At 68.5% G+C, this 26,307-nt stretch carries 23 protein-coding genes; 17 read left to right on the top strand and 6 right to left on the bottom strand.

Translation table 11 applies throughout. From position 1 onward, the window contains the following. On the bottom strand, positions 1–1,248 hold the full coding sequence (locus tag A5650_RS13115; protein WP_067291612.1) for an acyl-CoA dehydrogenase family protein: 1,248 nt from the start codon (positions 1,246–1,248) through the stop codon (positions 1–3). Positions 1,249–1,252: 4 nt separating this feature from the next. Beyond that, positions 1,253–2,266 (bottom strand): oxygenase MpaB family protein, encoded by a 1,014-nt coding sequence (locus A5650_RS13120; protein WP_067085514.1) that lies wholly within the window; start codon positions 2,264–2,266, stop codon positions 1,253–1,255. Positions 2,267–2,484: 218 nt separating this feature from the next. Here A5650_RS13120 and A5650_RS13125 point away from each other — a divergent pair, with 218 nt between their 5' ends. The 12 genes from A5650_RS13125 to argH are packed head-to-tail and all read left to right on the top strand — an operon-like array spanning position 2,485 to position 16,056. Next, a complete protein-coding gene (locus tag A5650_RS13125; RefSeq protein ID WP_067291615.1) occupies positions 2,485–3,339 on the top strand; it encodes an adenylate/guanylate cyclase domain-containing protein in 855 nt (284 codons plus the stop codon). Positions 3,340–3,348: 9 nt separating this feature from the next. After that, entirely contained in the window at positions 3,349–4,122 is a 774-nt protein-coding gene (locus A5650_RS13130) for a rhomboid-like protein (RefSeq protein WP_156744118.1), read from the top strand. Between the two features lie 7 nt (positions 4,123–4,129). Then, positions 4,130–5,173: a phenylalanine--tRNA ligase subunit alpha gene (pheS, locus tag A5650_RS13135; protein ID WP_067291622.1), complete on the top strand. Its 1,044-nt coding sequence runs from the start codon at positions 4,130–4,132 to the stop codon at positions 5,171–5,173. Then, positions 5,173–7,671: a phenylalanine--tRNA ligase subunit beta gene (gene pheT / locus A5650_RS13140; protein ID WP_067291625.1), complete on the top strand. Its 2,499-nt coding sequence runs from the start codon at positions 5,173–5,175 to the stop codon at positions 7,669–7,671. Before pheS ends, pheT begins: the two co-directional genes overlap by 1 nt. A gap of 47 nt (positions 7,672–7,718) precedes the next feature. After that, complete coding sequence (gene argC, locus A5650_RS13145) at positions 7,719–8,753, top strand: N-acetyl-gamma-glutamyl-phosphate reductase (RefSeq protein WP_067291629.1); 1,035 nt, start codon at positions 7,719–7,721, stop codon at positions 8,751–8,753. Continuing rightward, complete coding sequence (argJ, locus tag A5650_RS13150; protein WP_067291632.1) at positions 8,750–9,976, top strand: bifunctional glutamate N-acetyltransferase/amino-acid acetyltransferase ArgJ; 1,227 nt, start codon at positions 8,750–8,752, stop codon at positions 9,974–9,976. The genes argC and argJ overlap by 4 nt, the downstream gene beginning before the upstream one ends. Further along, the gene (gene argB, locus A5650_RS13155) at positions 9,973–10,845 is read left to right on the top strand and encodes an acetylglutamate kinase (RefSeq protein WP_067085526.1); all 873 of its coding nucleotides are present in this window, start codon (positions 9,973–9,975) and stop codon (positions 10,843–10,845) included. Before argJ ends, argB begins: the two co-directional genes overlap by 4 nt. Next, positions 10,842–12,011 (top strand): acetylornithine transaminase, encoded by a 1,170-nt coding sequence (locus A5650_RS13160; protein WP_067291636.1) that lies wholly within the window; start codon positions 10,842–10,844, stop codon positions 12,009–12,011. The genes argB and A5650_RS13160 overlap by 4 nt, the downstream gene beginning before the upstream one ends. Continuing rightward, on the top strand, positions 12,008–12,949 hold the full coding sequence (argF, locus tag A5650_RS13165; RefSeq protein ID WP_067291640.1) for an ornithine carbamoyltransferase: 942 nt from the start codon (positions 12,008–12,010) through the stop codon (positions 12,947–12,949). Before A5650_RS13160 ends, argF begins: the two co-directional genes overlap by 4 nt. Next, positions 12,946–13,440: an arginine repressor gene (locus A5650_RS13170; protein ID WP_067291642.1), complete on the top strand. Its 495-nt coding sequence runs from the start codon at positions 12,946–12,948 to the stop codon at positions 13,438–13,440. Before argF ends, A5650_RS13170 begins: the two co-directional genes overlap by 4 nt. Next, positions 13,440–14,639 (top strand): argininosuccinate synthase, encoded by a 1,200-nt coding sequence (locus tag A5650_RS13175; RefSeq protein WP_067291646.1) that lies wholly within the window; start codon positions 13,440–13,442, stop codon positions 14,637–14,639. Before A5650_RS13170 ends, A5650_RS13175 begins: the two co-directional genes overlap by 1 nt. Positions 14,640–14,646: 7 nt before the next feature. Then, on the top strand, positions 14,647–16,056 hold the full coding sequence (argH, locus tag A5650_RS13180) for an argininosuccinate lyase (protein WP_067291649.1): 1,410 nt from the start codon (positions 14,647–14,649) through the stop codon (positions 16,054–16,056). On the opposite strand, the gene A5650_RS13185 is transcribed toward argH, so the two are convergent. Further along, positions 16,053–17,825, bottom strand: a complete 1,773-nt coding sequence (locus A5650_RS13185) for an ABC-F family ATP-binding cassette domain-containing protein (protein ID WP_067291653.1) — start codon at positions 17,823–17,825, stop codon at positions 16,053–16,055. The genes argH and A5650_RS13185 overlap by 4 nt on opposite strands. 48 nt (positions 17,826–17,873) lie before the next feature. Here A5650_RS13185 and A5650_RS13190 point away from each other — a divergent pair, with 48 nt between their 5' ends. The 3 genes from A5650_RS13190 (at position 17,874) to A5650_RS13200 (ending at position 21,763) form a co-directional block, all read left to right on the top strand. Further along, on the top strand, positions 17,874–20,888 hold the full coding sequence (locus tag A5650_RS13190; protein WP_502687070.1) for an acyl-CoA synthetase: 3,015 nt from the start codon (positions 17,874–17,876) through the stop codon (positions 20,886–20,888). A gap of 104 nt (positions 20,889–20,992) precedes the next feature. After that, positions 20,993–21,538, top strand: a complete 546-nt coding sequence (locus A5650_RS13195; RefSeq protein WP_067291660.1) for a hypothetical protein — start codon at positions 20,993–20,995, stop codon at positions 21,536–21,538. A gap of 6 nt (positions 21,539–21,544) precedes the next feature. Next, entirely contained in the window at positions 21,545–21,763 is a 219-nt protein-coding gene (locus A5650_RS13200) for a Trm112 family protein (RefSeq protein WP_067291664.1), read from the top strand. Here the strand turns inward: A5650_RS13200 and A5650_RS13205 are convergent. Genes A5650_RS13205 through A5650_RS13215 form a run of 3 tightly spaced genes read right to left on the bottom strand, consistent with a single transcriptional unit; the run spans position 21,746 to position 23,891 of the window. Continuing rightward, complete coding sequence (locus A5650_RS13205; RefSeq protein ID WP_067291746.1) at positions 21,746–22,360, bottom strand: TetR/AcrR family transcriptional regulator; 615 nt, start codon at positions 22,358–22,360, stop codon at positions 21,746–21,748. The two genes, A5650_RS13200 and A5650_RS13205, sit on opposite strands and share 18 nt — an antisense overlap. Positions 22,361–22,365: 5 nt before the next feature. Next, a complete protein-coding gene (locus A5650_RS13210) occupies positions 22,366–23,193 on the bottom strand; it encodes an ABC transporter permease (protein WP_067291667.1) in 828 nt (275 codons plus the stop codon). Further along, complete coding sequence (locus tag A5650_RS13215; protein ID WP_067291671.1) at positions 23,118–23,891, bottom strand: ABC transporter ATP-binding protein; 774 nt, start codon at positions 23,889–23,891, stop codon at positions 23,118–23,120. The genes A5650_RS13210 and A5650_RS13215 overlap by 76 nt, the downstream gene beginning before the upstream one ends. A gap of 82 nt (positions 23,892–23,973) precedes the next feature. Between A5650_RS13215 and A5650_RS13220 the strand changes: the two genes are divergently transcribed. Beyond that, positions 23,974–24,585 carry a DNA-3-methyladenine glycosylase gene (locus A5650_RS13220; RefSeq protein ID WP_067291674.1) on the top strand — a complete coding sequence of 204 codons (612 nt, stop codon included), beginning with the start codon at positions 23,974–23,976 and terminating at the stop codon, positions 24,583–24,585. An 18-nt stretch (positions 24,586–24,603) separates the two neighbouring features. Further along, complete coding sequence (gene tyrS, locus A5650_RS13225) at positions 24,604–25,878, top strand: tyrosine--tRNA ligase (RefSeq protein ID WP_067291678.1); 1,275 nt, start codon at positions 24,604–24,606, stop codon at positions 25,876–25,878. Positions 25,879–26,307 lie beyond the last annotated feature (429 nt).

The raw sequence follows: 26,307 nt of genomic DNA on the forward strand, positions 1-26,307 counted from the left end.
TCAGGAGCCGAGCAGACCCCGCGCCACGTGCGTGATCTGCACCTCGTTGCTTCCGGCGTAGATCATCAGCGACTTGGCGTCGCGCGCCAGTTGTTCGACTCGGTACTCGGTCATGTAGCCGTTGCCGCCGAACAACTGCACCGCGTCCATCGCTACGTCGGTGGCCGCCTGCGAGCAGTACCACTTGATCGCCGAGGCCTCGGGCAGCGAAATCGGCACGCCGGCCTGCGCCGCTTCGATCACACGAAACAGGATGTTGCGCACGTTCATCCGCGCCACCTCCATGTTCGCCAGCTTGAGCTGGATCAGCTGGAACTGGCCGATCTCTTGACCCCACAGCGTGCGACTCTTGGCGTAGTCGACGCACAGCCGCAGGCACTCCTCGATCACGCCGAGCGACATCGCGGCAACGCCGATGCGTTCGGTGCTGAAGCTCGAGCGCGCGCTGGCGCGGCCGTCGCCGGCGGAATTCTCCTCGGTCTCGCCGAGCAGCCGGTCGCGGCCCAGACGCACGTTGTTGAAGAACAACTCGCCGGTGCGGGAGCTGTGAATTCCCATCTTGCGGAACGGCTTCGACTGCACGAAGCCCTCCATGCCGCGGTCGAGCACAAACGTCAGCACCTTGCGGTCCCGCTTGTCGACGCTGGGGTCGCCCTCGTCCAACTTGGCGTAGACCACCACGACGTCCGCATCGGGTCCGTTGGTGATGAAGGTCTTCTGGCCGTTGAGGATGTACTCCCCATTTCCTGAGCCGTCGCGCACAACGTAGGACTTCATGCCGCCGAACGCGTCGGACCCCGAGTCGGGCTCGGTGATCGCCCAGGCGCCCACTTTGTCGTAGGTGACCAGGTCCGGCAGCCAGCGCTCCTGTTGCGCCAGCGTGCCGCGGCTCATGATCGTCGGCACCGTCAGCCCGAGGCTGACGCCCATGCCGGTGACCACGCCCATCGAGACCCGGCACAGCTCGCTGATCACGACGAACCCCATGCCGCCGGAACCCTCGCCGAACATGCCGCCGCCCGAGGATTTCTCCGACGCGCCGCCGCCGTCGCGCAGCCGGGCGAGCCGCTTGTTCAGTGACTCGCGGGCCATGTCGGCGATGCCGAACGTCGCGAACAGCTTGCGGACGATGGGGTAGGGCTCCATCTCGCCGCTTTCCAGCGCATCGACGTGCGGGCGGATTTCCTTGTCGACGAACTCGCGCACGGCGTCGCGGACGGCGATATCGGTGTCAGACCATTCGAGCATGCACTCAGGCTGCCTTATGGCGTCCGCGGGCCGGACGCAGCCCCGCCAAAGAGAACGTGGTGTGCACAAGAGAGCCCGCCCGGTCTAGCAGCGACTTGCGGGGCGGCACATAGTGCATGGGTAGGCCGCGCCGGTCGCTCGGGGGCGCCATGAACGCCGGCGCCTCGACCAGCGGGGCGTTCGCGGGCAGGCGCCCCTGGGCGCGCCGGTATGCGGTCAATGCCCGTGGATGCAAACGGATTTCGTCGGGCACCGCCACGAATGCGAACTCGACCAACTTGCCGAACAGCCGCAGCAGAACCTCATCTCCCGGCGTCCACCGCATGTTGGCCTTCTCGCGAAGCGCTTCGTCGAAAACGCCCGCCGCGATCCAGCGCTGCGCGCCCACCATCGGCTTGAAGAGCTGATCCCACAGCCCGGTCGGCATCAACACGAACCACGGTTTGGGGATGCGGATCGAGAAGATGTCGAGCGTGGCGCGGTTGATCTCGAGCTCCTCGCGGCATTTGCGGTCCCAGTACTCGCAGAACTCCTCCCAGCTCTCAGGCACCGGGCGCATGCTCATGCCGTACATGCGATACCACTGCACGTGCTCGTCGAACAGCTGACGTTTCTCGGCCTCGGTCAACCCACCGCAGAAGTATTCGGCCGTCTTGATGATCAGCATGAAGAAGGTGGCGTGCGCCCAGTAGAACGTTTCGGGGTTCAACGCGTGATAGCGACGCCCTTCGGCGTCGACGCCCTTGATCGTGGTGTGGTAGTTCTTGATCTGCTCGCCGGTACTGGTAGCGCGTTCGCCGTCGTAGACGACACCCATGATCGGGTACACCGAGCGCGCGACGCGCTGCAGCGGTTCGCGCAGCAGGATCGAATGGTCTTCGACGCCCGCACCGAGTTCGGGGTACATGTTCTGCACCGCACCGATCCACACACCGAGCAGCCCGGTCCGCAGATCGCCGAAGTACTTCCACGTCAACGAGTCGGGACCAAGGGGATCGGTGCTGTGGTTCGCGGTCATCTGATTCCTCGCTGAATCGGCGTCGAACTCGACGATAATGCTGACAACGAATGTTGTCTACGATTTGCGGGGCGCGTCGTCTCGCACCGTTATTCCGTGGCTACTGGGCCTCCACATCGCTGTGACCAGCTGCTTCGCTGACCGTGCTTTCGTGATTCGGATGACGGCTTCGTCTGACGAGATTGCTCGGCGTCGAGCGGCCCGCTTAGGCTGACGTCGTGGATGTCGAGCCGTTCGAGCGGTCGACCGGGCCTTTGGGCTGGCTGAAGAACACCAACCGCAACGAGAGCGTCATCGCCTTTCTGCGGCGGACCCGCCGCGTGTTGCCGGGCGATCCGGAGTTCGGGGATCCACTGTCGGCCGACGGAGTGGGCGGACCGCGGGCGGCCGCCCGCGCCGCGGACCGGATACTCGAACGCAATGCCGCCACCCGCGAGGTGAGCCTCGGCGCGTTGCAGGTGTGGCAGGCGCTCACCGAGCGGGTCTCCGGGAAACCGGCCAACCGCGAGGCGACGCTCGTCTTCACCGACCTCGTCGGCTTCTCGGCGTGGGCGTTGAACTCCGGCGACGATGCGACGTTGAAGCTGCTCCGTCGCGTGTCGCAGGTCGCCGAGCCGCCGCTGCTGGAGGCGGGCGGACAGATCGTCAAGCGCATGGGCGACGGCCTGATGGCGGTGTTCTCCGACCCGACGACGGCCGTACGAGCGGCGATCTCCGCACGCGAGGCGGTCAAAGCCGTTGACATCGACGGGTTTACCCCACGCATGCGGGTCGGTGTGCACACCGGCCACCCGCAGCGCATCGGATCGGATTGGCTGGGCGTCGATGTCAACATCGCCGCGCGGGTGATGAGCCGCGCGACCCGCGGGGAATTGGTGGTCTCGGCGACCACGCTCGACCGCATCCCCGCCGAAGAGTTCGCATCGCTGGGCGTGGAGGCCAAACGCCTGCGCCGCCAGGTCTTCGCGCACAAACAGGACGGGGTGCCGAACGACTTCGTCATGTACCGGCTGAAAACCCTCAGGCACTTGCCAGGTGGCGGAAACAACGAGGAGCACCCCGCGGGGGAATAGTGGATTCTCGTGGTGATCGGGCGTCTCGGGCCGGTTCGGGTGACCCTGGCGTACGCGGTCATTCTCACGTCGGTGACGTCGGTGCTGTTGTGGCAGGGACCCGAGTTCAAGGACCGGGTCGTCTGCCATGCCAGCACGAACCTGCACAACCTCTCCCACGGGCGCCTCGGCACCTTGGTGGGCAGCGCGTTCGTGGTCGACGCGGGACCGATCTACGTGTGGCTGCCAGGGCTGATCTGCCTGCTGGCGTTGGCCGAGTTGCAGTGGGGCAGCATCCGGTTGCTGGTGGTGTTCGGGGTCGGACATGTCGGGGCCACCCTGCTCGTGGCGGCCGCTCTGGGCGCCGGCGTCGCGCAGGCGTGGCTGCCGGGTTCGGTGGCCCGCGCGCCGGATGTCGGAATGAGCTACGGAGCCGCCGCAGTCCTGGGCTCGCTCACCGCGGCGCTGCCGGCGCGGTGGCGCCCGGCCTGGATCGGCTGGTGGCTGGCGATCGGATTCGCCACCCTCGCCATCGAGCGCGGGTTCAGCGACGTCGGGCATGTCGCGGCGTTGACGCTCGGGATGCTGGCGAGCGCCCGCTTCGCCCGCGAGGGACGTTGGACGACGGTGCGGAGGCTGCTGCTGGGTGTCGCCGTCGCGTTCGGCTACGCCCTGTTGGTGACCAGCGGTCCGTCGGCCACGCTCGCGACGGCGTGTGGGCTCGTCGCCGCCGCATCGGGTTTGGTCGTCGCCCGCCTACGGCGCCGATGGGCGTTCGAGGGCCAACTGGCGCATCGCCTATGATCGCCGGGTGGCTGATCAGCCCGCAGACCTGTCCGAAGAAGCGCTGACCGAGGCTGTCAGCGCTGCTCGGCGTGCCTTCGACGCGGCCGCCGACCTCGACGCGCTCGCGCGGGCGAAGACCGACCACCTCGGCGACCGGTCGCCGATCGCGTTGGCGCGCCAGTCGCTTGGGTCGCTGGCCAAGGCCGACCGGGCCGACGCGGGTAAGCGCGTCAATGTGGCGCGCGGCGAGGCGCAGCGCGCCTACGACGAGCGGTTGGCGGCGCTGCGCGCGGAGCGCGACGCCGCGGTGCTGGTCGCGGAGCGCATTGACGTCACGCTGCCGTCGACGCGGCAACCGGTCGGCGCGCGCCACCCGATCACGATCTTGGGCGAGCGCATCGCCGACACGTTCGTCGCCATGGGCTGGGAGCTGGCCGAGGGGCCCGAGGTCGAGACCGAGCAGTTCAACTTCGACGCGCTCAACTTCCCGCCGGACCATCCCGCCCGCAGCGAGCAAGACACCTTCCACATCGCGCCGGAGGGGTCGCGCCAGGTGTTGCGCACGCACACCTCGCCGGTGCAGATCCGAACGCTGCTCGAGCGCGAACCGCCCGTCTACATCGTCTCGATCGGGCGCACCTTCCGCACCGACGAACTCGACGCCACCCACACCCCGGTCTTCCATCAGGTCGAGGGGCTGGCCGTCGACAAGGGGCTGACGATGGCACACCTGCGCGGCACGCTCGACGCGTTCGCCCGCTCCGAATTCGGACCACAGGCCCGCACCCGGTTCCGGCCGCACTTCTTCCCGTTCACCGAGCCGTCGGCCGAGGTCGACATCTGGTTCGAGAACAAAAAGGGCGGACCCGGATGGGTGGAGTGGGGCGGCTGCGGCATGGTCAACCCGAACGTGCTGCGCGCCTGCGGGATCGACCCCGACGCCTACTCGGGCTTCGCATTCGGTATGGGGCTGGAACGAACGCTGCAGTTCCGCAACGGGATTCCCGACATGCGCGACATGGTCGAGGGTGATGTGCGGTTCTCCCTGCCGTTCGGGGTAGGGGCCTGATGCGGCTACCGTACAGCTGGCTGCGCGACGTCGTGCAGGCCGGCGCACCGGGTTGGGACGTGAGCCCTTCCGACCTCGAGCAGGCGTTGATTCGCATCGGCCACGAGGTCGAGGAGGTCATTCCCGTCGGTCCGGTCACCGGACCGCTGACGGTGGGTCGGGTCGCCGAGATCGAGGAACTCACCGAGTTCAAGAAGCCCATCCGCGCCGTGAAGGTCGACGTCGGCGAGGCCGAACCCCGTGACATCGTCTGCGGCGCAACCAATTTCGTCGTGGATGACCTGGTCGTGGTGGCGCTGCCCGGGACAGTACTGCCGGGCGACTTCACGATCGCCAGTCGCAAGACCTACGGCCGGATCTCCGACGGGATGATCTGCTCGACGGCCGAAATGAACCTGGGCACCGACCATTCGGGCATCCTGGTGCTGCCTGCCGGCACCGCCGAACCGGGGACCCCGGCCGCCGACGTGCTGGGCCTCGACGACGTCGTCTTCCACCTCGCGATCACACCGGACCGCGGCTACTGCCTGTCGGTGCGCGGTCTGGCCCGCGAGATCGCCGCAGCCTACGACCTCGACTACGCCGATCCGGCCGACATCGCGCCGCTTCCCGCGGAGGGCGCGGCGCTGCCTGTGTCGATCGAACCGGGCACCGGCGTGCGGCGGTTCGGGCTGCGGCCGGTGACCGGAATCGATCCGGACGCCGTCTCACCGTGGTGGATGCAGCGACGGCTGCTGCTGTCCGGCATCCGGGCCATCTCACCCGCGGTCGACGTCACCAACTACGTCATGCTCGAGCTCGGGCACCCGATGCACGCCCACGACCGAAGCCTCGTCACCGGCGGATTCCGGGTGCGGTTCGCCGAACCGGGGGAGACCGTGGTGACCCTCGACGACGTCGAACGCCGCCTAGACCCCGCCGACGTGCTGATCGTCGACGACGTCGCGACCGCGGCGATCGGCGGCGTGATGGGCGCGGGCACCACCGAGGTGCGCGACACCACCACCGACGTGCTGCTCGAGGCCGCGGTGTGGGATCCGGCCGCGGTGTCACGCACCCAGCGGCGGCTGCGCCTGTACAGCGAGGCGGGCCGCCGCTACGAGCGCAGCGTCGACCCGGCGATCTCGGTCGCCGCGCTGGACCGCTGCGCCACGCTGCTGGCCGAGATCGCCGACGGCACGGTCGAACCCACGCTCACCGACTGGCGCGGTGAACCGCCCCGCGAGGACTGGTCGCAGCCGCCGGTGACCATGGCGGTCGACCTGCCCGACCGGACCGCGGGTGTCGACTATGCGCCGGGCACCGCCGAGCGGCGGCTCACTCAGATCGGCGCGCGGGTCGTCTCCGCCGACGGCGCGCTCACGGTCACCCCGCCGAGTTGGCGGCCCGACCTCATCCAGCCGGCCGACCTCGTCGAGGAGGTGCTGCGGCTCGAGGACCTGGAGAAGATTCCGTCGGTGCTGCCGCTGGCCCCGGCCGGACGCGGCCTGACCTCCGTGCAGAGGCGGCGGCGCGCCATCGGAAAATCGTTGGGACTCAACGGGTATGTGGAGATCCTGCCCACCCCATTCCTGCCTGCGGGCGTGTTCGACCAGTGGGGGCTGCCCGCCGACGACCACCGCAGGGCGACGACCGACGTGCTCAACCCGCTGGACTCCGACCGCCCGCAGCTGGCCACCACGCTGCTGCCGGGATTGCTGGAGGCGTTGACACGCAACGTGTCTCGCGGCGCCGTCGATGTCGGGCTGTTCGCCATCCAGCAGGTCGTCGTGCCCACGCCGAATACCCGCGCGCTCGAACGGATACCGACCGACCGGCGACCCAGCGACGAGGAGATCGCGGCGCTGGACGCATCGCTGCCGCGGCAACCCCAACACGTCGGCGTGGTGTTGGCCGGGCTGCGTGAGCCCGCGGGCCCCTGGGGTCCCGGTCGCGAGGCGCAACCCGCCGACGCGTTCGAGGCGGTCCAGGTGATCGCGCGCGCCGCGGGTGTCGAGCTGAGCCTGCGTCCCGCGCAGCACCTGCCGTGGCATCCCGGCCGTTGCGCCGAGGTGGTGCTGGGTGACCGCGACAGCGGCACCGTCGTCGGTTACGCCGGCGAACTGCACCCCGCCGTCGTCGAGCGGGCCGGACTGCCCGAGCGCACCTGTGCCGTCGAACTCGATCTGGACGCGATACCGATCGTCGAGCGGCTCCCGGCGCCGCGGGTGTCACCGTTCCCTGCGGTGTTCCAGGACATCAGCCTCGTCGTCGCCGAGGACGTCGCCGCGGCCGCCGTGATCGACGCGGTCCGGGCGGGGGCGGGTCCGTTGCTCGAAGATGTGCGGTTGTTCGACGTCTACACCGGCCCGCAGATCGGCGAGGGCCGCAAGTCGCTGGCGTTCGCGCTGCGGTTCCGCGCCGCCGACCGCACCCTCACCGAGGACGAGGCCAGCGCCGCGCGCGAAGCGGCGGTCGAAGCCGCGGCCGAACGGGTCGGCGCCGAACAACGCCGCTGAGGGTAATGAATTTGCATCGCTCTGCATAAACATGCAGAATCGCCTGCATGGTTTCAGTCGCGGTAGCGGGCGCCAGCGGATACGCCGGCGGTGAGATCCTACGTCTACTTCTCGGGCATCCCGCCTATGCCGACGGGCGGCTGACAATCGGCGCGCTGACCGCCGCCGCAAGCGCCGGCATGACGCTGGCCGAGCACCATCCGCACCTGTTGCCGCTGGCCGGCCGGGTGCTGGAGCCCACCGACAAAGAGGTGCTCGGCGGTCACGACGTGGTGTTCCTCGGCTTGCCGCACGGACACTCCGCGGAGCTGGCCGAGCAGCTCGGGGACGACACCGTGATCATCGACTGCGGCGCCGACTTCCGGCTCACCGACTCCGCGGCGTGGGAGCGGTTCTACGGGTCGGCGCACGCCGGAAGCTGGCCTTACGGGCTGCCGGAGCTGCCGGGTGCGCGCGAGCGCCTGCGCGAAGCGAAGCGGATCGCGGTGCCGGGCTGTTACCCGACCGCGGCGCTGTTGGCGCTGTGGCCCGCCGTCGCCGCAGACCTCATCGAGCCGGCCGTGACCGTGGTGGCCGTCAGCGGCACATCGGGTGCGGGCCGCGCGGCCAAGACCGACCTGCTCGGCGCCGAGGTGATCGGGTCGGCGCGGGCGTACAACGTCGGCGGCAAGCACCGGCACACGCCGGAGATCGCCCAGGGGCTGCGCGCGCTGACCGACAAGGACGTCACCGTGTCGTTCACCCCGGTGCTCATCCCCACCACGCGCGGGATCCTGGCGACCTGCACGGCGCGCACCGCCGCCCCGCTGTCGGAGATCCGCGCCGCCTACGAAAAGGCTTATGACGCCGAACCGTTCATCCATCTGCTGCCGGAGGGCCAACTGCCCAAGACCGGTGCCGTGATCGGCAGCAACGCCGCGCAGCTGGCGGTCGCCGTGGACGACGACGCGAAGACGCTGGTGTCGATCGCGGCGATCGACAACCTCGTCAAGGGCACCGGCGGCGCGGCCGTGCAGTCGATGAACCTGGCGCTGGGCTGGCCGGAGACCGAAGGACTATCGATCGTGGGTGTGGCGCCGTGACCGGGCCCGACGCCGAGCAGAGCGCCGGCACACGGCTGCTGCGCACGCAGGGGGTCACCGCACCGGAGGGCTTCCGGGCGACCGGGATCGCCGCCGGCATCAAGACCTCGGGGGCGCTGGACCTGGCGTTGGTGTTCAACGAGGGTCCCGACTACGCCGCCGCGGGCGCGTTCACCCGCAATCAGGTCAAGGCGGCGCCGGTGCTGTGGAGCCGGCAGGTACTCACCACCGGGCGCCTGCGCGCGGTGATCCTGAACTCCGGCGGCGCGAACGCCTGCACCGGACCCCAGGGGTTCCAGGACACGCACGCCACCGCCGAGGCGGTCGCGGCCGCGTTGAGCGACTGGGGCACCGAGACCGGGGCCATCGAGGTCGCGGTCTGCTCCACCGGACTGATCGGCGACCGGCTGCCCATGGACAAGGTGCTGTCCGGCGTCACCGAGATCGTGCACGAACTGGCCGGCGGCCTCACCGGCGGTGAGGAAGCCGCGCGGGCCATCATGACCACCGACACCGTGCCCAAACAGGTCGCTTTGCATCACGCGGGCAATTGGACCGTCGGCGGGATGGCCAAGGGCGCGGGCATGATTGCCCCGTCGCTGGCCACCATGCTGTGCGTGATCACCACCGACGCCGTCGCCGACTCCGCCGCGCTCGATCAGGCGTTGCGCAAGGCCGCCGCGCTCACCTTCGACCGCCTCGATGTCGACGGCAGCTGTTCGACCAACGACACCGTGCTGCTCCTGTCGTCGGGCGCCAGCGCGATCAAGCCCAGCCAGGACGAGCTCGACGAGGCGATACTGCGGGTGTGTGACGACCTGTGCCAGCAGCTGCAGGCCGACGCCGAGGGCGTGACGAAGCGGATCGTCATCACCGTGAAGGGTGCGGCGTCCGAGGACGACGCCCTGCTCGGCGCCCGCCTGGTCGCGCGTGACAGCCTGGTCAAGACGGCGTTGTTCGGGTCGGACCCGAACTGGGGCCGGGTGCTGGCGGCCATCGGAATGGCGCCGTTCAAGGTCGACCCGGATCGGGTCACGTTGGCGTTCAACGGTTTTCCGGTCTGGAAAGACGGGGCGCCGCAGCCGGGTTCGCGCGACGTCGACCTGTCCGGTGCGGACATCGATGTCACCATCGATCTCGCCGACGGTTCGGGGCAGGCCTCGATCCGCACCACCGACTTGTCGCACGGATACGTCGAAGAGAACTCGGCGTACAGCTCATGAGCGTCGAAACCCCGGTCAAGGCAAAGGTTCTGGCCGAAGCGCTGCCGTGGCTCAAACAACTGCACGGCAAGATCGTCGTCATCAAGTACGGCGGCAACGCGATGACCGACGAGGTGCTCAAGGCCGCGTTCGCCGCCGACATGGTCTTCCTGCGTAACTGCGGTGTGCATCCGGTCGTGGTCCACGGCGGCGGCCCGCAGATCAGCGCGATGCTCAAACGCCTCGGCATCCCGGGTGATTTCAAGGGTGGCTTCCGGGTCACCACACCCGAGGTGCTCGACGTCGCGCGCATGGTGTTGTTCGGTCAGGTCGGCCGGGAACTGGTCGGGCTGATCAACGCTCACGGCCCGTACGCCGTCGGCGTCACCGGCGAGGACGCCCAGTTGTTCACCGCCGTGCGGCGCAGCGTGACCGTCGACGGCGTGGCCACCGACATCGGCCTCGTCGGCGACGTCGAGAGGGTCAACGCCGGATCGCTGCTGGATCTCATTGCGGCAGGACGGATTCCAGTGGTCTCGACCATCGCGCCCGACGCCGACGGAATCGTGCACAACATCAACGCCGATACCGCGGCCGCCGCGCTCGCCGAGGCGCTGGGCGCGGAGAAACTGCTGATGCTCACCGACGTCGAGGGCCTCTACACCAACTGGCCCGACCGCGGCTCGCTGGTCAGCGAGATCGACTCGGCCGCACTGACCCAGATGCTGCCGACGCTGGAGGCGGGCATGGTCCCGAAGATCGAGGCGTGCCTGCGTGCGGTTGCCGGCGGTGTGCCGAGCGCACACGTCATCGACGGCCGCGTGGAGCACTGCGTGCTGGTCGAACTGCTCACCGACGAGGGAACGGGGACGAAAGTGGTGCGGTCATGAGTCTGCTCGAGCGGTGGCAGGCCGTGATGATGAACAACTACGGCACCCCGCCGCTGGCGTTGGCCAGCGGGGACGGTGCGGTGGTCACCGACGTCGACGGCAAGTCCTACGTCGACCTGCTCGGGGGCATCGCGGTCAACATCCTGGGCCATCGAAATCCGGCGGTCATCGAGGCGGTCACCGGCCAGCTCAACACGCTGGGCCACACCTCGAACCTATACGCGACCGAACCCGGTGTCGCGCTGGCCGAGGCGCTCGTCGGCCACGTGGGCCACCCCGCCAAGGTGTTCTTCTGCAACTCCGGCACCGAGGCCAACGAGGTCGCGTTCAAGATCACCCGACTGACCGGACGCACGAAACTGGTTGCCGCGCAGGGGGCTTTCCACGGCCGCACGATGGGGTCGCTCGCGCTCACCGGTCAGCCGTCGAAGCAGGCGCCGTTCGCGCCGCTGCCCGGTGACGTGACCCACGTGCCGTACGGCGACGTCGACGCCCTGCGGGCCGCCGTCGACGACGAGACCGCAGCCGTGTTCCTCGAGCCGATCATGGGAGAGGGCGGCGTCGTGGTGCCGCCGGCGGGCTACCTGGTCGCCGCCCGCGAGATCACCGCGGCGCACGGCGCGCTGCTGGTGCTCGACGAGGTGCAGACCGGAATGGGGCGGACCGGAGCGTTTTTCGCCCACCAACACGACGGGATCGCCCCCGACGTCGTGACCCTGGCCAAGGGGCTCGGCGGCGGGTTGCCGATCGGCGCGTGCATCGCCACAGGCGCAACCGCCGAGCTGTTGACGCCCGGTCTGCACGGCAGCACCTTCGGCGGCAATCCCGTGTGCACCGCGGCGGCGCTCGCGGTGCTGCGGGTGCTGGCCGACGACGACCTCGTCGGTAGCGCCGACGTGCTCGGCAAGACGCTGTCGGCCGGCATCGAGACGCTGGGACATCCGTTGGTCGATCACGTCCGCGGCCGCGGCCTGCTGCTCGGCGTCGTGCTGACCGCCGAGGCCGCCAAGGCCGTCGAGGCCGCGGCCCGTGATGCCGGGTTCCTCGTGAACGCCGCAGCGCCCGCCGTGATCCGGTTGGCCCCGCCGCTGGTCATCACCGAAGCCCAGATCGACGACTTCCTCACCGCGCTTCCTGCGGTCCTCGACAAGGGCGCCGCCTCATGACCGGAATCCGGCACTTTCTGCGCGACGACGACCTGACCCCCGAGCAGCAGGCCGAGGTGCTCGCCCTCGCTGCCGAGTTGAAGGCGCAGCCGTTCAGCCGGCGCCCGCTGGAGGGCCCGAGCGGGGTGGCGGTGATCTTCGACAAGAACTCCACCCGAACCCGGTTCTCGTTCGAGCTGGGCATCGCCCAACTCGGCGGCCACGCCGTCGTCGTCGACGGGCGCAGCACACAGCTGGGGCGCGACGAGACGCTGGAGGACACCGGTCGGGTGCTCTCGCGGTATGTCAAGGCGATCGTGTGGCGCACCTTCGCCCAGGACCGGCTGACCGCGATGGCGGCGGGTGCGAGTGTGCCGATCGTGAACGCGCTCTCCGATGAGTTCCACCCGTGCCAGGTGCTCGCCGACCTGCAGACGCTCGCCGAACGCAAGGGCAAGCTGGCAGGGTTGCGGATGTCCTACTTCGGCGACGGCGCCAACAACATGGCGCACTCGTTGATGGTGGGCGGCGTGACCGCGGGTCTGGATGTGACGATCGCGGGGCCGGCCGGCTTCCAACCGCATCCGGACTTCGTCGACGCCGCGAAGAAGCGGGCGTCGGAGACCGGTGCGACCGTCACCGTGACCGAGAACCCCGACGCGGCGGCCGACGGTGCCGATGTGCTCGTCACCGACACCTGGACGTCGATGGGGCAGGAGAACGACGGGTTGGACCGGGTGGGGCCGTTCCGGCCGTTCCAGGTCAACGACGGGCTGCTCGGCCGGGCGGCTGCGGATGCGGTTGTGCTGCACTGCCTTCCGGCCCACCGCGGGGAAGAGATCACCGACGAGGTGATCGACGGTCCGCAGAGCGCGGTGTGGGACGAAGCCGAGAACCGCCTGCACGCCCAGAAGGCGCTGCTGGTGTGGCTGCTGGAGCGTGCGGGAGTCGAGCAATGACTTCAGCGGCGACCCGCGCCGGACGGCAGGCCCGCATCGTGGCGATCCTGTCGTCGCAATCGGTGCACAGCCAAACCGAATTGGCCACCCTGCTGGCCGAGGAGGGCATCGAGGTCACCCAGGCCACGCTGTCGCGCGACCTGGAAGAGCTCGGCGCGGTCAAACTGCGCGGCGCCGACGGCGGCGTCGGCGTGTACATCGTCCCCGAGGACGGCAGCCCGGTGCGCGGCGTTTCCGGTGGGACCGAACGGATGTCGCGGCTGCTGGCCGAGCTGCTGGTGTCGACCGACGCCAGCGGCAACCTGGCCATCCTGCGGACTCCGCCGGGGGCGGCCCACTACCTCGCCGCCGCGATGGACCGCGCGGCACTCCCGTTCGTCGTCGGCACCGTGGCCGGCGATGACACCATCCTGGTCGTCGCCCGCGAACCGATGACCGGCGCCGAACTGGCAACGAAACTCGAAAGCATTAGACAAAAGGAGACCTGCTGATGTCCGAACGCGTCATCCTGGCCTATTCCGGTGGCCTGGACACCTCGGTGGCGATCAGTTGGATCGGCAAGGAGACCGGGCGCGAGGTGGTCGCCGTCGCGATCGACCTGGGCCAGGGCGGCGAGGACATGGAGGTCGTCCGCAAGCGCGCACTCGACTGCGGCGCCGTGGAGGCCGTGGTCGTCGACGCCAAGGACGAGTTCGCCGACGAGTACTGCCTGCCCGCGATCCAGTCGAACGCGCTGTACATGGACCGCTACCCGCTGGTGTCGGCGCTGAGCCGACCGCTGATCGTCAAGCACCTGGTGGATGCGGCGCGCGAACACGGCGGCAGCACGGTCGCACACGGCTGCACCGGTAAGGGCAATGACCAGGTGCGCTTCGAGGTCGGGTTCGCCTCGCTGGCACCGGATCTGAAGGTGCTCGCCCCGGTGCGTGACTACGCGTGGACGCGGGAGAAGGCGATCGCGTTCGCAGAGGAGAACGCAATCCCGATCAACGTCACGAAGCGCTCGCCTTTCTCGATCGACCAGAACGTCTGGGGTCGCGCCGTCGAGACCGGATTCCTCGAGCATCTGTGGAATGCGCCCACCAAGGACGTCTACGACTACACCGAGGACCCGACGGTCAACTGGAGCACCCCCGACGAGGTCGTCATCGGATTCGAACGCGGCGTGCCGGTGTCGATCGACGGGCGTCGGGTGACGGTGCTGCAGGCCATCGAGGAGCTGAACCGGCGTGCCGGCGAGCAGGGTGTCGGCAGGCTCGACGTCGTCGAGGACCGGTTGGTCGGCATCAAGAGCCGCGAAATCTACGAGGCGCCCGGCGCGATGGTGTTGATCACCGCGCACACCGAACTCGAACACGTCACGCTCGAGCGCGAGCTCGGCCGGTTCAAGCGCCATACCGACCAGAAGTGGGGCGAGCTGGTCTATGACGGGTTGTGGTACTCGCCGCTGAAGACCGCGCTGGAGTCGTTCGTCGCCAAGACCCAGGAGCACGTGACCGGGGAGATCCGAATGGTGTTGCACGGCGGACACATCGCGGTCAACGGCCGCCGCAGCGCCGAGTCGCTCTACGATTTCAATCTCGCCACCTACGACGAAGGCGATACCTTCGACCAGTCCGCGGCCCGCGGTTTCGTGCAGATTCACGGCCTGTCGTCGAGCATCTCCGCACGCCGGGACTTGGGCAAGTGATGATCACGTGAGCACGAACGAAGGCTCGCTGTGGGGCGGACGGTTCTCCGATGGGCCGTCCGATGCGCTTGCCGCCCTGTCGAAGTCGACGCACTTCGACTGGGTGCTGGCGCCCTACGACATCCGGGCATCGAAGGCGCACGCGCAGGTGCTGCACGACGCCGGTCTACTCACCGACGAACAGCGTGACGGACTGCTCGCGGGCCTCGACAGCCTGGCCGCCGACGTCGCGGACGGCAGCTTCGGCCCGCTGGTCACCGACGAGGACGTACACGGTGCGCTCGAACGCGGCCTGATCGACCGGGTCGGCGCCGAACTCGGAGGCCGCCTGCGAGCGGGCCGGTCACGAAACGATCAGGTGGCCACGCTGTTTCGGATGTGGCTGCGCGACGCGATCCGGCGTGTCGCCGACGGCGCGCTGCAGGTCGTCGACGCGTTGGCGACCCAGGCCGCGGCCCACCCGACCGCGATCATGCCGGGCAAGACCCACCTGCAGTCCGCCCAGCCGATCCTCCTGGCGCACCATCTGCTGGCCCACGCGCACCCGCTGCTGCGCGACGTCGACCGGCTGGTCGACTTCGACAAGCGAGCGGCGGTGTCGCCCTACGGATCAGGGGCCCTCGCCGGGTCGTCGCTGGGCCTCAACCCCGATGCGATCGCCGAAGACCTCGGGTTCGACGCCGCCGCCGACAACTCCGTCGACGCCACGGCGTCACGGGACTTCGCCGCCGAGGCGGCGTTCGTGTTCTCGATGATCGGCGTGGACCTCTCGCGGCTGGCCGAAGACATCATCTTGTGGAGCACAACCGAATTCGGGTACGTCACCCTGCACGACGCCTGGTCGACGGGCAGCTCGATCATGCCGCAGAAGAAGAATCCGGACATCGCCGAACTCGCCCGCGGCAAGTCCGGCCGGCTGATCGGCAACCTCACCGGGCTGCTGGCGACGCTCAAAGCCCAACCGCTGGCCTATAACCGCGACCTGCAGGAGGACAAAGAGCCGGTCTTCGACTCCGTCGCGCAGCTGGAACTGCTGTTGCCGGCGATGGCGGGGTTGGCGGCCACGCTGCGCTTCGACGCCGACCGAATGGTCGCGCTGGCGCCGCTGGGCTACACCCTGGCCACCGACGTCGCCGAATGGCTGGTGCGCAGGGGAGTGCCCTTCCGCGTCGCGCACGAAGCGGCCGGTGCCGCCGTACGCGCGGCGGAGGCGCGGGGCGTCGGGCTGGAAGAACTCGAGGACGCCGAACTCGCCGGCATCCACCCGGAACTCACGTCAGAGGTCCGGGAGGTGTTGACGGTCGAAGGGTCGGTGAACTCCCGCGACGCCCGCGGCGGCACCGCACCGATCCAGGTCGCCAAACAGCTGGGCATCGTGCGCGAGACGGCCGGCCGGCTCCGGATCCGGTTGCGTTAGCCGTCCGCGGCCGCCAACCATGCCTCTTCGAGAGACTCCTTGCGGCTCAACAACTCCTGAAGCTCGACGTTCAACTCACCCAGCCGCACATGGTCCGCGGCGGCCTCGGCCATCGCCTCGTGCAGCGCGGCGATCCGCGCCTCGAGCTTGTCCAGCTGTCCCTCGATGCGGGCCATCTCCTTACCGGTGCGCCGCTCCCGCGCCGACGCCGTTTCGCCCTGCGGCCCCGTCGAAGTCGACGCCGACGCCGGCGAAGACGCCGCCGCAGCAGCCCGGTCGGCGAGATACTGCTCGATCCCGCCCGGCAACAGCTCACAACGGCCGCCGCCGGTCAGCGCGTAGGTGACGTCGGAGACCCGTTCGAGGAAATACCGGTCGTGGGTCACGGCGATCAGCGTGCCGGGCCAACCGTCCAGGTAGTCCTCGATGACGGTCAAGGTGTCGATGTCCAGGTCGTTGGTGGGCTCGTCCAGCAACAGCACGTTCGGCTCGTCGAGCAGCAACCGCAGAAACTGCAGACGGCGCCGTTCCCCACCAGACAGCTCCGACACCCGCGCGGTCAGCTTGTCGCCGGTGAACCCGAAGTCGCGCAGCAAGGTGTCGGCGCTGATCTCGCCGCCACCCGCCAACTCCGTGATGCGCCGCCGGTTCTCGACGGCGTCGAGCACCCGGTCGGCCCCGTCGAGTTCGGCCAGCGCCTGGCTGAGGTAGCCGATCTTCAGCGTCGCGCCCCGCTTGATCGTGCCGGCGGTCGGCGCGAGCTCACCGGCCAGCAGCTTCAGCACCGTCGTCTTGCCGGTGCCGTTCACGCCGACCAACCCGATCCGCGCACCGGGCCCGATCGACCAGTCGACCTTGTCGAGCACGACGGTGTCGCCGGCCTCGAGCCGCACGCGGTGCAGGTCGAACACGTCCTTGCCCAGCCGCGAGGTGGCGAAGCGCTGTAGGACGAGCGAGTCCCGCGGCGGTGGCTCGTTCGCGATCAGCTCGTTGGCCGCCTGGATCCGGAACTTCGGCTTCGACGTCCGCGCCGGCGGACCGCGCCGCAACCACGCCAGTTCCTTGCGCATGAGGTTCTGCCTGCGTGCCTCGGCGCCTGCCGCGAGCCGCATCCGCTCGGCCCGCGCGAGCACATATGCCGCGTAACCGCCGTCGTAGCCGTCGACCCTCCCTTTTCCGCTGCCGGCGTGCACCTCCCACGTCCTGGTGCACACCGCGTCGAGGAACCAGCGGTCGTGGCTGACCACCACCAGCGCCTTGGCCCTGCGCCGGTTCAGGTGCACGGCCAGCCACCCGATCACCTCGACGTCGAGGTGGTTGGTCGGCTCGTCGAGCACGAGAACGTCGTGACCGGCGATCAGCACCGCCGCCAGCGCCACCCGGCGTCGCTCGCCGCCCGACAACCGCCCGACCGCACCGTCGAGGGAGACGTCGGCCAGCAGGTGCGAGACCACGTCGCGAGTCTCTGGCTCGGCGGCCCACACGTGGTCGGGCCGACCGCCGACGATCACGTCGCGCACGGTGCTCTCGGCGGCGAAGTCGTCACTCTGGCGCAGGTACCCCACCGACAGGCCCGAGGTGTGTGTGACGCGGCCCGAGTCCGGCTCGCGGGTGAGCGTCAGGATCTGCAGCAGCGTGGTCTTCCCGTCGCCGTTGCGACCGACGACACCGATCGCGTCGCCTTCGTCAATGCCCAGGCTGACCGCGTCGAGAAGGGTGCGCGTGCCGTAGGCCACCGTCGCGCGCTCGACGTTGATCAGGTTCGCCATCAGCCGCCGATGATAGGTCGGCCCTAGCGCGCAGGTCGCTGTGCCATGATGACCTCGGCAATTTCGGGGGCTTCACGTCGGCTTGAAGGGGAGCGTGCGGTGGATCTGTCGGCGATAACGAAGCCGGTCGGACGGCTGGTGGCCACCGCCCAGAACGGGCTTGAGGTGCTGCGGTACGGCGGCCTGGAGACCGGCGCAGTTCCCTCGCCGTTCCAGATCATCCAGAGCGTCCCGATGTATCGCCTGCGGCGCTATTTCCCGCCCGACACCCGGCCCGGATCCAAGCCTCCCGGACCGCCTGTGCTGATGGTGCACCCGATGATGATGTCGGCCGACATGTGGGACGTCACCCGCGACGACGGCGCGGTCGGCATCCTGCACCGGGCCGGCATCGACCCATGGGTCATTGACTTCGGCTCGCCCGACAAGGTCGAAGGGGGCATGGAGCGCACGCTGGCCGACCACGTCGTCGCGTTGAGCGAGGCTATCGACACGGTCAAAGAGGTCACCGGGCGCGACGTGCACCTGGCCGGCTACTCGCAGGGCGGCATGTTCGCCTATCAGGTCGCGGCTTACCGCCGATCGAAGGACCTCGCGAGCATCATCGCGTTCGGCTCGCCCGTGGACACCCTGGCCGCGCTCCCGATGAACCTGCCCGCCTCCATCGCACCAGCCGCGGCGGACTTCATGGCCGATCACGTGTTCAGCCGCATCGACATCCCGGGCTGGCTGGCCCGCACCGGCTTCCAGATGCTCGACCCGATCAAGACCGCGCAGTCGCGCATCGACTTCCTGCGCCAGCTCCACGACCGCGAGGCCCTGCTCCCGCGCGAGCAGCAGCGCCGGTTCCTGGCCTCCGAGGGCTGGATCGCGTGGTCCGGGCCGGCCATCGCCGAACTGCTGAAGCAGTTCATCGCGCACAACAGGATGATGAGCGGCGGCTTCTCCATTCACGGCGAGCTGGTCACGCTCTCGGACATCGAATGCCCGGTGCTGGCCGTCGTCGGCGAGGTCGACGACATCGGCCAGCCCGCCTCTGTGCGCGGAATCAAGCGCGCTGCCCCGAAGGCCGACGTGTACGAATTCCTCATCCGTGCAGGACATTTCGGGCTCGTGGTGGGGTCGAAGGCGTCAAGTCAGACATGGCCGGCTGTAGCGCAGTGGGTCAAATGGCTCGACGGCACGGGGGAACGGCCCGAGGGGGTCGACCAAATGGCGCTGCAGCATTCCGACCCCAACGAGACCGGCGTCTCGCTCAGCTCGCGCCTGGCGCACGGCACCGCCGCGGCAACCGAGATGGCGTGGACGTTCGCCCGTTCGGCGGCCGACGCCGTCGTCAGCGCCAACAAATCCGCGCGAGCGCTGGCCGTCGAGACGGCCCGGACGCTGCCGCGCCTGGCCCGCCTCGGCCAGATCAACGAGCACACCCGGATCTCGTTCGGCCGCATCATGTCCGAACAGGCCCGCGACTTCCCCCGCGGCGACTGCCTGCTGTTCGACGGCCGCGTGCACACCTACGAAGCCGTCGATCGGCGTATCAACAATGTCGTACGCGGCCTCATCGACGTCGGTGTCCGCCAGGGTGCGCGCGTCGGCGTCCTGATGGAGACCCGCCCCAGCGCGCTCGTCGCGATCGCCGCGCTGTCGCGGCTGGGTGCGGTCGCGGTGCTGATGCCGCCCGACGCCGACCTGCCCACCGCCGCCCGCCTCGGATCGGTGACCGAGATCATTGCCGATCCCAGCAATTTGGAAGTGGCCCGGCGACTCGAGATGCGTGTGCTGGTGCTCGGTGGCGGTGAGGCCCGCGATCTCGACGTGCCCGAGGACAGCGACGTCATCGACATGGAGAAGATCGATCCGGACGCCGTCGAACTGCCCGGGTGGTACCGGCCGAACCCGGGTCTGGCCCGTGATCTGGCCTTCATCGGGTTCAACTCGGCCGGCGGCCAACTCGTCGCCCGGCAGATCACCAACGCCCGCTGGGCGATCTCGGCCTTCGGCACCGCATCGGCGGCCAACCTGAGCCGCAGCGACACCGTCTACTGCCTGACGCCGTTGCACCATCAGTCCGGCCTGCTGGTCGCGATCGGCGGCGCCGCGGTGGGCGGCTCACGAATCGCGTTGTCCCGCGGCCTGAAACCCGACCGGTTCCTCAACGAGATCCGCCAGTACGGCGTGACCGTCGTCAGCTACACGTGGGCGATGCTGCGCGACGTCATCGACGACCCGTCGTTCGCGCTGCACGGCAGCCATCCGGTGCGGCTATTCATCGGATCCGGCATGCCGACCGGGCTGTGGAAGCGGGTGGTGGAGATCTTCGAACCCGCCCACGTCGTCGAGTTCTTCGCGACCACGGACGGACAGGCGGTGCTGGCCAACGTGTCCGGCGCGAAGATCGGCAGCAAGGGCCGCCCGCTGCCGGGCGGGCGGGAATTGGCACTGGCGGCCTACGACCCGGCCGAGGACCTGATCCTCGAGGACGAGCGGGGCTTCGTGCGTCGCGCCGAGACCAACGAAATCGGTCTGCTGCTTGCCCGTCCGCGCGGCCCGATCGACCCCACCGCACCGATCAAGCGAGGCGTGTTCGCTCCGGCCGACACGTGGGTGTCGACGGAGTATTTGTTCCGCCGCGACGACGACGGCGACTACTGGCTCGTCGACGCCCGTGGATCGGTCATCCACACCGATCGGGGATGCGTCTACGCGTCCACCGTCAACGATGCGGTCGGCTGCCTCGGGTCGGTGAACCTCGCGGTCACCTACGGGGTGGAGACCAACGGACGCCGACTGGCCGTTACCGCGCTGGAGTTGCGGCCCGGCGGCAGTATTCCGTCGGCCGATCTGTCGGAGGCCTTGGCGGATCTGGCGGTGGGCGAACCACCCGACATCGTCCACGTGGTGTCGAACATGTCGCTCAGTGCGTCGTACCGACCGCTTGTCAGCCCGCTACGCGCCGAGGGCATCCCGAAGCCGTCGCGTAACGCCTGGTATCTCGACCCCGATACGAAACGGTACAAGCGGCTGACCGTGGCGGTGCGTGCCGAGATCGCCGAGGGACAGTAGCGGAAGCCGGTCGCGACGACCTGCCGCCGACGCCGAGCGCTGTTAGGCTCCGCCTTGCGGTACGTCGCCGGGCTGGGACCACCGCCGATCGAGCTGGAGGATTGATGACATCGCGAACCGGTACCCACCGCGACATCTGGCGTCGCCTCGTCGCGGGCGGCATCGCCGGTGGTGCTCTGACCGCCGGCCTGCTCGTCGGTGTCGCATCCCCGGTGGCGCTGGCGCAGCCCGCCGATCCGAGCGCACAGACCGAGGCGCCCGAGCCGCAGGCCGGGGGTCCGAAGACGCCGTGCACCGGTGACGACTGCAAGAAGGAGGAGCAGGTGACGATGACGGCGGACCAAGCGCTCGCCATCATCAATAACGAGTACGCGCAGGGTGACGGCGGTGGACAACTCTCGCAACTGATCGATGACGTGATGAAGCTTCGGGCCCAGGGGTTCCGTCCGTCAAATGCCAACAAGCTCGCGATCCAAGATGCTCTGGAACATCGGCCGAATCAGACGCCGCTCGTGGAAGCGCTCAAGGAGACCCTCGCCTATCAGCGCAAGCTGCAGGCACGCGCCGCACAGCAGGCTGCCACCAGCGGAGGCTCCATTGCCGGCATCCCCGTCACGCAGGCGCCGGCCATGCCGATTCCGGCGGGCTGATCGACCGTGGCCCTCGACGAGAAGCTGCTCGACATCCTGGTCTGCCCCCAGGATCGCGGCCCGCTTTTGCTGGTCGGCGACGAATATCTCTACAACCCCCGGGTGCGCCGGGCATATCGCATCGACGACGGCATCCCGGTGCTGCTGGTCGACGAGGCCGTCGACATCACCGACGATGCCGAGCACCAGCGGATGCTCGGCCGTGCGTCAGGTGAAGCCGGGTAGCTCGCCGGTGAGGTAGCGCTGAAGGTTCGGCGCGATGGTCTCGGCGATCTGCTCTACCGGCAGCGATTTGAACGGCTCCAACTCGAGGATGTAGCGCGCCATCACCACGCCCACCAACTGCGAGGCGACGAACTGCACCCGCACAGGCCCGCTGCCGGGCGGATCGTCGACACGCGAACCGACTTCCCTCGCGATCACCTCCTGCAGGAACGACCGCACCAACGAGGAGTCGTTGCCCGCGATGATGGAGCGCAGCGTCGCGATGAAGCCCTTGCCCATCTCCGAATCCCATAGCGGCAGAAGAAGAGACGGCAGGGTGCGGCCGATCTCCTCGACCGGAACCTGCTGGAGTGGACCGATGACCTGCGTCGGATCGATCGGGATGTGGATCGCCGCGGCGAACAGCTGGGTCTTGGTGCCGAAGTAGTGGTGGACCAGCGCAGGGTCGACGCCCGCGGCCGCCGCGATCGCTCGGATCGATGTCTTGTCGATGCCGTTGCGCGCGAATAACTCTCGGGCGCTGGTCAGAATCCGGTCGCGAGTGTCCGACGGACCGGGTGGCCGGCCCGGCCGCTTGCGTTCAGCGTTGGTGGTCAACGTCGTCACGGTGTCCTTCGTCGTAGCGTCGCCGCCGCCAGGCAGAGGGCGACGATCGCGAAGCCGATGACCACCGCGGTGTCGCGCACCACGGTGAATGTCGGTTCGGCGTACGCACCGACCTGTTGCAGCGCCTCCAGAGCGTAGCTTGCGGGCAGCACATTGCTGATCCACTGCAACCACTCTGGCAGCACGTCGCGCGGCACGATGATCCCGCACAGCAGAAGTTGCGGAGCGATCACCACCGGCATGAACTGCACGGCCTGAAACTCCGTGCGCGCGAACGCGCTACAGAGCAGGCCGAGGCCGACACCGAGCACGGCGTTGATGATCGCGATCGCGAACACCCACACCGGGCTACCTTCGGTGTGCAGGCTCAGAAACGCATACGAGACCAAACATGCGAGCGTCGCCTGTGCGGCGGCTGCGATCGAGAAGGCGGTGCCGTACGCGGCGAGCAGGTCGAGCCGGCGTAGGGGAGTGGTCAGAATTCGCTCCAATGTGCCCGAAACCCGTTCTCTCTGCATGGTTATCGACGTGATCAAGAACATCACAATGAGGGGGAACACGCCGAGCATGATCAGGCAGGCGTTGTTGAACGGAGACGGCACGCCGGGCGGATGCGGCGCGTTCTGGAACATGAAGTACAGCAGGGTGATGATCAGGCTCGGTACGAGCAGAATCATCGCGACGCTGCGGTGGTCGGCCGCCAACTGGCGAAGGATGCGTCCGGTGGTGGCGACGTACGCCTGTACGCTCAGCCGGCTTCGGCCTTCTGGGCTGCGATGTTGTGCGTGATGACGGAGAGAAACGCTTCCTCCAGTGACTGACATCCGGTGTCCTCTCGTAACTTCGCGGGCGTGGTGTGGGCGAGGATTCGGCCGTCGCGCATGAGCAGCAGGTCCCCACAGTGGTCGGCTTCGTCCATGACGTGGCTGGAGACCAAAAGCGTGGTGCCCTGTTCGGCCAGCCGGTGGAACTGCTTCCAGAGATCGACGCGCAACACGGGATCGAGCCCGACGGTGGGTTCATCGAGCACCAGCAGGTCCGGATGCGAGACCAAGGCGCAGGCGAGCGACGCGCGTGTGCGTTGACCTCCGGACAGGTTGGCGCACAACGCGGTTCGATGGTCGGCGAGCCCGACAGCGGCCACTGCGTCATCGGCCGCGTCGGAGCCCGTGCCGTACAGCGAGGCGAAGTAGCGGACGTTGTCGATGACACGCAGGTCGCTGTAGATCGTCGGGTCCTGGGTGACATAGCCGACGCGGTGACGCAGTTCCGCCGAGCCGGCCGGCTTCCCGAGCACCCTCACCGTGCCGGAGCTGACGATCTGGGTGCCGACGATGCTTCGCATCAACGTTGTCTTGCCGCAGCCGGAGGGGCCCAGCAGACCGGTGATCGTTCCCGGGGCGATCCGCACCGAGATGTCGTCGACGGCCACACGCTTACCGCGGATGACCCGCAGATTCTCGATCTCGACGGCAGGGGTGGCGCCTCGACGAAAAAATTCATCATGCGATGAAGTCATCATGTGATGAAATATCCTCCGCTGCGCGGGCCGTGTCAAGGCTCTCCGTAGGATCGCCTGCGATGAGTCGAGAGCGTGGGCGCCGATGACCGCTGAACTCCTGTCGGCCGACCCGTTGACGGCGGCCCGTCTCCTGCTCGGCGCCGACCTCATCGGGCGCGGGGTCAGCGCGATGATCGTCGAGGTGGAGGCCTACGGTGGCCCGCCAGACGGCCCGTGGCCGGACGCGGCCGCACATTCGTACCGAGGCCCGGGCGCGCGTAACCGGGTGATGTTCGGTCCACCCGGGCGGCTGTACACATATCGCAGCCACGGCATCCATGTGTGCGCGAACGTCGTCTGTGCGACCGACGGCGTGGCCGGCGCGGTGTTGCTGCGGGCGGCCGCCGTCGAGGCCGGGCTGAGCACCGCACACGCCCGCCGCGGTGAGTTGGTCCGTCCCGCTGGCCTGGCCCGAGGGCCTGGCAATCTGTGCTCGGCGTTGGGAATCACTATGGAGGACAACGGGATCGACTTGTTCGATCCCGACAGCCCGGTCCAGCTGACGCTCGGGGAGCGGCATGTGCCGACCGAGGGGCCACGGGTCGGGGTGAGCAAGGCCGCCGACCGTCCATGGCGGTTCTGGCTGGCCGGGCGGCCCGAGGTATCGGCGTATCGGCGCAGCCCACGGGCACCGGCTCCCGGAGGAAGCGACTAGTACGGAAAGATCGCACGCATGGGTACGTCGATCCTCGACGAATTGGAGTGGCGTGGACTGATCGCGCAGTCCACCGACCGTGATGCGCTGGCCGAGGCCCTGGCGGCCGGGCCCGTCACCGTGTATTCGGGGTTCGACCCGACCGCGCCCAGCCTGCATGCGGGTCACCTCATTCCGTTGTTGACGCTGCGCCGCTTCCAGCAGGCCGGCCATCGACCCATCGTGCTCGCGGGCGGGGCCACCGGAATGATCGGCGACCCGCGCGACACCGGGGAGCGCACGCTGAACACCGCTGACACTGTGGCGGAGTGGGCGGATCGGATCCGCGGGCAGCTCGAGCGGTTCGTCGAGTTCAACGACTCGCCGACCGGGGCCGTCATCGAGAACAACCTGTCGTGGACCGGGCCTCTCTCGGCGATCGAGTTCCTGCGCGACGTCGGCAAGTACTTCTCGGTCAACGTGATGCTCGACCGCGATACCGTCCGGCGTCGGCTCGAAGGTGAGGGCATCTCCTACACCGAGTTCAGCTACATGCTGCTGCAGGCCAACGACTACGTGGAACTGCACCGTCGATACGACTGCGCGCTGCAGATCGGCGGTTCCGATCAGTGGGGCAACATCATCGCCGGGGTCAGGCTGGTCCGTCAGAAGGACGGCGCCACGGTGCATGCCCTGACAACGCCGTTGGTGACCGACTCGGAGGGTAAGAAGTTCGGGAAGTCGACCGGTGGCGGCAGCCTGTGGCTCGACCCGGAGATGACCAGTCCGTACGCCTGGTACCAGTACTTCATCAACACCGCCGACGCGGACGTCATCCGCTATCTGCGCTGGTTCACGTTCCTCTCGCCCGAGGAGTTGGCCGAGTTGGAACAGGCGACCGCGGAGCGCGCCCATGAGCGCGCGGCCCAGCGGCGACTGGCGCGCGAGCTGACCACATTGGTGCACGGCGAGGCCGCGACTCGGTCGGTCGAACACGCAAGCCAGGCGCTGTTCGGCCGCGGCGAACTGGGCGAACTCGATGAGCCGACGCTGGGTGCGGCGCTACGCGAGGCCGCGGTCGCCGAATTGAAGCCCGGGGGGCCCGACACCATCGTCGACCTACTCGTGGCCAGCGGGCTGTCGCCGAGCAAGGGCGCGGCCAGGCGCACCGTCGCCGAGGGCGGCGTCTACGTCAACAACACCCGAATCGACACCGAGGACTGGGTTCCTCAGCCGACCGACTTCTTGCACGAGCGGTGGCTGGTGTTGCGGCGTGGCAAGCGCAACATCGCCGGCATTGAACGGGTCGCCTGACCGCCCAACCGTTGCGGGAACAACTTGGGCGCGTGGGGCGTTGAACCGTCCTGTAGCAGTCAACGCACCCCGGTGCGCGTGACGGGTGTCGATCCGAAAAACCCGTTCTATCAGGCCATTTGACTCCTACTTTTCCCTCACGTAACTTATGGACTCGTCGCTGCGACACGGGCCAAGCCCGAAGAGCGCGGCGACTCCCAGAGGGAAGTCCCACTTCGGTGGGCTCCTGAACGTCCGCACTACGAGCACGCGGCTTAAATGCCGCGGGCTGGTGGCGCGGCCGTGCGGGTGTGTTGTTTGAGAACTCAATAGTGTGTTTGGTGGTTTTTGTTTGTTGTTTTTTGTCTGCCTCTTTTTCCCGTTTAGGGGTGGATGTTTTTTGATGCCAGTTTTTGGTGTCTTTGGTTATGGTCGAATTTTTTCGGACAG

Origin of the sequence: Mycobacterium sp. 1164985.4 (assembly GCF_001668575.1) — a bacterium.
Classification (GTDB): domain Bacteria; phylum Actinomycetota; class Actinomycetes; order Mycobacteriales; family Mycobacteriaceae; genus Mycobacterium.